Origin of the sequence: Photorhabdus sp. P32 (assembly GCF_038085095.1) — a bacterium.
In the GTDB taxonomy this organism is placed as follows: domain Bacteria; phylum Pseudomonadota; class Gammaproteobacteria; order Enterobacterales; family Enterobacteriaceae; genus Photorhabdus; species Photorhabdus luminescens.
On record NZ_JAZGJN010000261.1, the window covers coordinates 38,933 to 45,547 of the forward strand.

The 6,615-nt window shown below is 38.5% G+C and carries 12 protein-coding genes; all 12 read left to right on the forward strand.

Annotation, left to right across the window (positions count from 1 at the left end):
- Positions 1 to 3 precede the first annotated feature (3 nt).
- Positions 4 to 822, forward strand: a complete 819-nt coding sequence (locus tag V2H77_RS11710; protein WP_341498915.1) for a PD-(D/E)XK nuclease-like domain-containing protein — start codon at positions 4 to 6, stop codon at positions 820 to 822.
- Positions 815 to 1,654: a hypothetical protein gene (locus V2H77_RS11715; protein WP_341498916.1), complete on the forward strand. Its 840-nt coding sequence runs from the start codon at positions 815 to 817 to the stop codon at positions 1,652 to 1,654. Before V2H77_RS11710 ends, V2H77_RS11715 begins: the two co-directional genes overlap by 8 nt.
- Positions 1,635 to 1,847, forward strand: a complete 213-nt coding sequence (locus tag V2H77_RS11720) for a hypothetical protein (protein WP_341498917.1) — start codon at positions 1,635 to 1,637, stop codon at positions 1,845 to 1,847. Before V2H77_RS11715 ends, V2H77_RS11720 begins: the two co-directional genes overlap by 20 nt.
- A gap of 21 nt (positions 1,848 to 1,868) precedes the next feature.
- The gene (locus V2H77_RS11725; RefSeq protein WP_341498918.1) at positions 1,869 to 2,051 is read left to right on the forward strand and encodes a hypothetical protein; all 183 of its coding nucleotides are present in this window, start codon (positions 1,869 to 1,871) and stop codon (positions 2,049 to 2,051) included.
- 14 nt (positions 2,052 to 2,065) lie between these two features.
- A complete protein-coding gene (locus V2H77_RS11730; RefSeq protein WP_341498919.1) occupies positions 2,066 to 2,512 on the forward strand; it encodes a zinc-finger-containing protein in 447 nt (148 codons plus the stop codon).
- Positions 2,513 to 2,692: 180 nt separating this feature from the next.
- A complete protein-coding gene (locus V2H77_RS11735; protein WP_341498920.1) occupies positions 2,693 to 2,989 on the forward strand; it encodes a glutamyl-tRNA amidotransferase in 297 nt (98 codons plus the stop codon).
- Between the two features lie 49 nt (positions 2,990 to 3,038).
- Positions 3,039 to 3,209, forward strand: coding sequence for a hypothetical protein (locus V2H77_RS11740; protein WP_341498921.1), 171 nt, complete (start codon positions 3,039 to 3,041; stop codon positions 3,207 to 3,209).
- 1 nt (position 3,210) lies between these two features.
- Complete coding sequence (locus tag V2H77_RS11745; protein WP_341498922.1) at positions 3,211 to 3,465, forward strand: DUF5405 family protein; 255 nt, start codon at positions 3,211 to 3,213, stop codon at positions 3,463 to 3,465.
- A 98-nt stretch (positions 3,466 to 3,563) separates the two neighbouring features.
- Complete coding sequence (locus tag V2H77_RS11750; RefSeq protein WP_341498923.1) at positions 3,564 to 4,424, forward strand: DNA adenine methylase; 861 nt, start codon at positions 3,564 to 3,566, stop codon at positions 4,422 to 4,424.
- Positions 4,387 to 4,635: a hypothetical protein gene (locus V2H77_RS11755; protein WP_341498924.1), complete on the forward strand. Its 249-nt coding sequence runs from the start codon at positions 4,387 to 4,389 to the stop codon at positions 4,633 to 4,635. Before V2H77_RS11750 ends, V2H77_RS11755 begins: the two co-directional genes overlap by 38 nt.
- Before the next feature lie 361 nt (positions 4,636 to 4,996).
- The gene (xisR, locus tag V2H77_RS11760) at positions 4,997 to 5,254 is read left to right on the forward strand and encodes an excisionase family protein (protein WP_088373637.1); all 258 of its coding nucleotides are present in this window, start codon (positions 4,997 to 4,999) and stop codon (positions 5,252 to 5,254) included.
- Positions 5,254 to 6,564, forward strand: coding sequence for a site-specific integrase (locus V2H77_RS11765; RefSeq protein ID WP_341498925.1), 1,311 nt, complete (start codon positions 5,254 to 5,256; stop codon positions 6,562 to 6,564). The genes xisR and V2H77_RS11765 overlap by 1 nt, the downstream gene beginning before the upstream one ends.
- The last annotated feature ends 51 nt before the right edge of the window (positions 6,565 to 6,615 follow it).

Here is a 6,615-nt window from a genome sequence, read left to right on the forward strand (position 1 = left end):
ACGATGAAACCCGGCATTTATTATGACATATCAAATGAGGACTATCACAACGGAGATGGGGTTAGTAAGTCGCAGTTGGACGCGATAGCAATAAACCCCGCTTTTTTGCGGTGGATGAAAAAAGCACCAGTGGATGAGGAAAAAATAAAAGCGCTGGATATGGGAACAGCACTACACTGTTTATTACTAGAACCCGATCAATTCTGTAATCGTTTTATTGAAGCCCCGGAGTTTAATCGTCGAACAAATAAAGGAAAAGAAGATGAAAAGGAATTCATCTCTCAATGTGCGAACACGGGAAAAATCGTGATGGACTACGAACAGCATCGGAAGCTAAAAATTATGCGAGATAGTGCAATGGCTCATCCGGGAGCCAGATATTTACTTGATGCAGAAGGACACTGTGAAGCATCAATTTATTGGAATGACACCGAAACGGGTGAGCTATGCAGGATCAGGCCAGATAAGTTCTTAAGAGAAAAACTTTTGATTGTTGATGTGAAAAAAGTTGACGACATAAATAGGTTTTCACGACACATCGAAGAGTTTAGATATCACGTTCAAGCGGCAATGTATTGTGAGGGATTTAAACAGCATTTTGGACAATCCCCGTCTTTTGCATTTATCGCAGTCAGTGAATCAATAGATTGCGGTAGATATCCTGTTCGGCTGTTTGTTCTTAATGATGATGATCACGATGTTGGTTATTCATTATTTAGACGCGATATCGAAACATATCACAAGTGCAAGACATCAGATAATTGGGGTCTTGGTTTTGAAGTAATTCAACGCCCGGCATGGGCAAGGAACAGAGATGAATAATGTAGTAGCAAACCCATTTGGCCCAGCAGGACAATCAGCTCAACAAGGAACAGGGATGATTGCCGTCGAACAGCAGCGGGCAATACAGGAAGTTCAAGCAGCAATGGTAATCGCCAAGAAATTCCCACGCGACCCAATTGTTGCAATGGATAAAATTTTGCAAGCATGTACTCGCCCCACCCTGGCAGAAGGTGCGCTGTATTCGTATAGCAAGGGAGGAGCAGCAGTAACAGGGCCTAGCATTCGTCTTGCTGAAGCTCTTGCTCAGAACTGGGGGAACATTCAATTTGGCATCAGGGAGCTTGAACAGAAAAACGGTGAATCGTCTGTTGAGGCGTTCGCATGGGATATTGAAACAAATACACGTCAAGTTAAGACCTTTACTGTTCCGCATGTTCGATTTACGAGACAGGGAAAGAAAAAGCTAGAAGATCCTCGCGATATTTATGAGATGGTGGCAAATCAGGGATCAAGGCGTTTACGGGCATGTATTTTGGGTGTAATACCCGGTGACGTAATCGAAGCCGCAGTCGGACAGTGTGAAGTCACGCTAAATAGTCATGCCGATACCTCAGCAGAAGCCATTAAAAAGATGGTCGAAGTTTTTAAAACAGAGTTCGGTGTCACATCTGAGCAGATACAAAAGCGTATTCAGTGTCGCGTAGAGTCAATGCGACCCGCACAGATGGTCCAAATGAAAAAAATATACGCAAGCCTACGTGATGGTATGTCTTCTCCCGACGACTGGTTTGAAAAATCCGAATCAGAAAATACTAAAGTGAACGATTTAAATAACATGGGAAATTCAGCAAATGACAGAGGAAACGAATAAATATATTGGCGATCCTTGCCCGAAGGGACACACTCTCAGATATATGTCAAACGGAAATTGTATTGAATGTCAGATTGCCAATCAAAAGAATAAAGCAAAGAAGCCCAAGCGAGAAAGTAAAAATAAAGTCTATCCCGATGATTTTACTCATCGCGTATTTATTCTCGGAAATCCTGAAAGAGTGAGAAATTAATCTAATCTAATGAGGTGATTTATGGCTGTGAAGTTAGAGATTTTTATCTCGTTTAATGAAGACTTAAATAAACATCATGTTGAATATTCCACTGCTTTTACTTCATGTAGTACGCATGAAGAAAGACAGATTCTTACTGAATTAAGAACAAAGTTATTGGGCGAAATGGACAATGAATATGCTGGCAATCGTTATGTTAATTAGAAAGAGAGGTGAATATGACTCAGAAAACACCCTGGAATCCAAGCCTGAAAGCAATTCAACGGGTTAAAGATCCGCTCCCAATTCCGACAGAGTGTCGATATTGCAATGAAGATGTAACAATAGCTCATCATGAAAAGATATTTGGTAAAAGCTATAGCAAATGGCCGTGGTTATATATTTGTACATCGTGTGGGGCATATGTCGGCATGCACCCATATACAGATATCCCGCTTGGCACATTGGCAGATAAAGCAACTCGTAACGCACGAATGAGCGGGCATAAGCATTTTGAAGAAATGCGGGACAAAACAGGATTGGAACGCACGGACGCGTATAAGTTGTTAGCACAGAAGCTAGGAATTAATAAATGCGAATGTCATTTCGGCTGGTTCGATATTGACACTTGTTATAAAGCAAAAGAAATTTGTGAAAATATGATTATTAAAAGAGGTAACTCATGAGTAATTATTGTGGTATGTGTGGAACCAATAAACACGGCTCTAAATATTGCCCCGGATGTCAAGAAGCAGCTTACATATTTCACGAGCAATACTTAGACCCGAAATTAAATTTGCAATTACCGAACCCGGATAGCGAATTTATGAAGCAAGTAAGAGAACAAACAAAAAGAGGTAACTATCATGAATAAAGATACAGAGTCTTTAATATCAGCATGTCACGAGTTAGCAAGAACAGCGAAATGTGACGATTATTTAATTCTGAATGATATTGCAGATAAATTGAAATCTCTTAGTAAAGAACGTGACAAATACATGGGAATGTTTATTGATTCATGCGCCGGTCTTGCTGCTATAGCTGATGCGGTAGGAATTAGAGAAGAAGATGATACGGGTTCACCGGGTCAGGTAATTGCTGAAATCAGGAAAATTAAGGCAAATGCAATTCAGGAATATGCTAATAAACTAATAAGTGAATAAGTAGATGAATGATTATCTATGCCATTCTTTCTATTTTATATGGAAACGAATGTTCAAGCGTTATGTTGTTAATATACTAGCGTCACGCGGCGCTAGTTTATCAGAAGCAAAAGAAATTGCTGAGTGTGAGATTGAGTCATATTCTAGAAAAGACGGGTATTGGAAATATATTCATCCGCACGATGCTGCAAAAGAATCATTGTCATATTGGAGTGATTAACGTGGAAATAAGATTAGATAAACATGTCATCACATCAGATGAATATCAGTTCATTCTCAATGAAATTAAAATAAACAAAGAAGGTAAAAATGTCGGTCAAGAGAGGTTACAAATAATCGGATATTATCCCCGACTAGAGCAATTAATTAAGAAATTAATTTTATTAGAAATTCGTCGTGATGATATTAAATCACTTCAAGAGATGAGTGATAAAATTAATCAATTTGCAACGGAAATTTCATTGAAAATAAAGTAGCTCAATTTTAAATCGGAGAGTTAATATGAAGTTCTTTGTTGAGATTATCAATCGTTCGAAATCATATGTTGCGAGAGTTAACTAATCAAGAGGCTTGAATGGAAATAAAACATCCAGCTATTCGTTACCACGGCGGAAAATTCAGATTAGCATCGTGGGTTATTAAACACTTCCCACAACACACACATTATGTTGAGCCTTTCGGTGGTGCTGCAAGTGTTCTACTCAGAAAAGAAAGGAGCTATGCGGAAATATATAACGACTTAGATGATGACGTTGTTAATTTCTTTAGAGTTATTCGTGATGAGGACACAAGACAGCAATTAATAGAACGGATGCTATTAACGCCGTATTCGCGGACTGAGTTTTTATGTAGTTATGAACCGATTGATGACGTAATAGAAAAAGCCAGGCGCTTAGTTGTCCGTGCAACAATGGGTTTTGGTAGCGCGGGAGCAACAAAAGGAACCACAGGATTCCGGCTTGATACTAAGCGCAGTTCAGCAACAGCGCAACATTTGTGGGCAAGGATGCCCGATAATATAGCGGCAGTTGGTCAAAGATTCGAGGGTGTTTTAGTTGAGAACAGGGATGCTATTTTATGTATGGAAGACCACGATGCAGTCACTACTCTTCATTATATAGACCCGCCTTATTTGCCAGAAAAACGCATTTTGACATCGAAATATTACAGGCATGAAATGGATAATCAGCAGCATGAAAATTTACTCATGGCCATAAACAAATTACAGGGCATGGTAGTAATCAGTGGATACGATTCAGATATGTATAACGACTGTTTGATTGGCTGGAGAAAAGAAACTAAACAGTCAGCCGCAGCGGGTAAAAAAGGATCAGTTAAAAGACAGGAATGCTTGTGGATTAGTCCTAATATTGAATTTATAAAGGAAATAAAACATCATGAAATTAATCAGCTTAATAAAGCCAATCAAAGTTAACTATCTCGGAATTGAGTTATCAGCTCCGCACTGGACTAAATTTATAGCAACTGATGAAATGGGATTAGTATTTGCATGCAATATGCTTCCGAACATTGAATTTAATTGTTATGAAAGATGGGGTTCTGACTCCACGTCATTTCGAGATGAAGTTATTGCTGTAGTCGATTTAGAAGGAATGGACTGGAAAGAAACTCTCGTTGAAATATGAGTGTAATTAGAGGAGACTTGATTATGTTAACATGTGATATGAAACAATTTGAATTCACGATAGTTGACGCGTGGGATCTCGGAAAAAGATTTGCTATTTTGTTTACTAAACATTTCGATCTTAAAATTCTTATTCTGAAAAATGATGATGAAATATATATTTTTGAGATAAGTGTAACAGATATTGAAGGAATGCTTAAATGAACTCACTCAACTATCGAAATGCGATGACAAAGCCGTCACAACTATTCTCGATAAATATACACAGCAATTCAAATTAATTATGAATGAGCATCAGATGAAATTCAGCGCTAAATCAGTGCTGTCTTATTATATGAGAAATTTACAAAAGGAATGCAATAATGGATAATAAAGAATCAGTTATATTTGTTTCACCCAATGAATGGGTGACAAAAGAAGTTTTATCTTTTTCTACTGGACTAAAGCCGGGTAAGATCCGAAGATGTCGGGATAAAGCATGGAAGCAGGGGAAGGAGTGGTTACTTGTGGCAAGTGATGGACATCCAAAAGATAACAGCGAAGTTATGTATAATCTCCCGGCGATCAATAAGTGGATAGCTAAGCAAGCATCTAAACAACCGATACAGAGGAGACGCTGATGTCGAGTAAAATCGTTTACCCAACAGGTGTAGAAAACCACGGTGGTTTTCTACGTATCTGGTTTATGTATCAAGGTAAGCGATTTCGTGAGTCTACTGGTCTGCCTGATACGTCAAAAAACAGAAAACTAGCTAGTGAGATCAGGCAATCAGTAAATTATGACATCAAAACTGGTAACTTTGATTACTATAAGCGTTTCCCAGAATCAAAAAATGCAAAAAAATTCACATCATCAGCAGTAGAAGCAATATCTGTTGCTGATTTTTTTGACAAGTGGCTTGTTCTGAAAAAACCAGAAATATCACTGAATACGTATAGACGTTATGTTTGCAAGCTGGAAACATGTACAACGTTGATTGGCAAAGATAGGAATTTATCTACAATCACATCAGAAGATTTAATCAAGCTTAGAAATGATCTTCTGTCAGGAAGTCATCGCCCAGCCAGGAAAAGGAAAACCATAAAAAAAGGCAGAACAGTAGCCACTGTAAATGATTACATTACATGTGCAAAGGGTGTCATTAAGTTTGCATTTGAGAACGGGTACATAACAAAAGATCCAACAATATCTGTAGGAAAGCTAAAACGCAGCCGAACTATCCCCGATCCGCTGACTAGTGAAGAGTTTGACAGGCTACTTGATGCATTCACAAACGAACAAGCCCGTAATTTGTGGATAGTCGCAGTTTATACAGGATTGCGACATGGTGAATTATGTGCTCTGGCATGGGAAGACATTGATCTTTATGCAGGCACACTAACAATAAGGAGAAACTGGACAAGTGTAAAAATATACACTCTGCCGAAAACAGAGGCTGGAACCAGAGTAATTACACTCCTTGAGCCAGCTATCCAGGCCCTTAGATCACAACAAGCTCTTACAAAAATGCGACAATCGATTGATGTTGAAGTCAATCTCAGAGAGATAAACAAAACACGAATTGATAAATGTACATTTGTATTTAATCCAGCAGTGAATACAATCGGTAGACGAAATCACGGCGAGAGATATTCCCTTACGTCTATCAGTGACATGTGGGATAGGGCTATGAAAAAAGCAAAATTAAGGCACAGGAATGCTTATCAATCTAGGCACACATATGCATGTTGGATGCTTTCAGCAGGAGCGAACCCATCATTTATTGCTTCACAGATGGGTCACACTTCCGCTCAAATGATTTTCACCGTGTATGGCAATTGGATGCCTGAAAATAATGCAAGCCAAGTAGAACTTTTGAATGCCAAATTTAGTCAAAGTGCCCCATCTATGCCCCACAATAAAACCATGAATAAAAAAATACTTTATTAATCAAAGAGAATAGCATAATGGCTCAATATGTTTACACTGAGTTGTAATTAA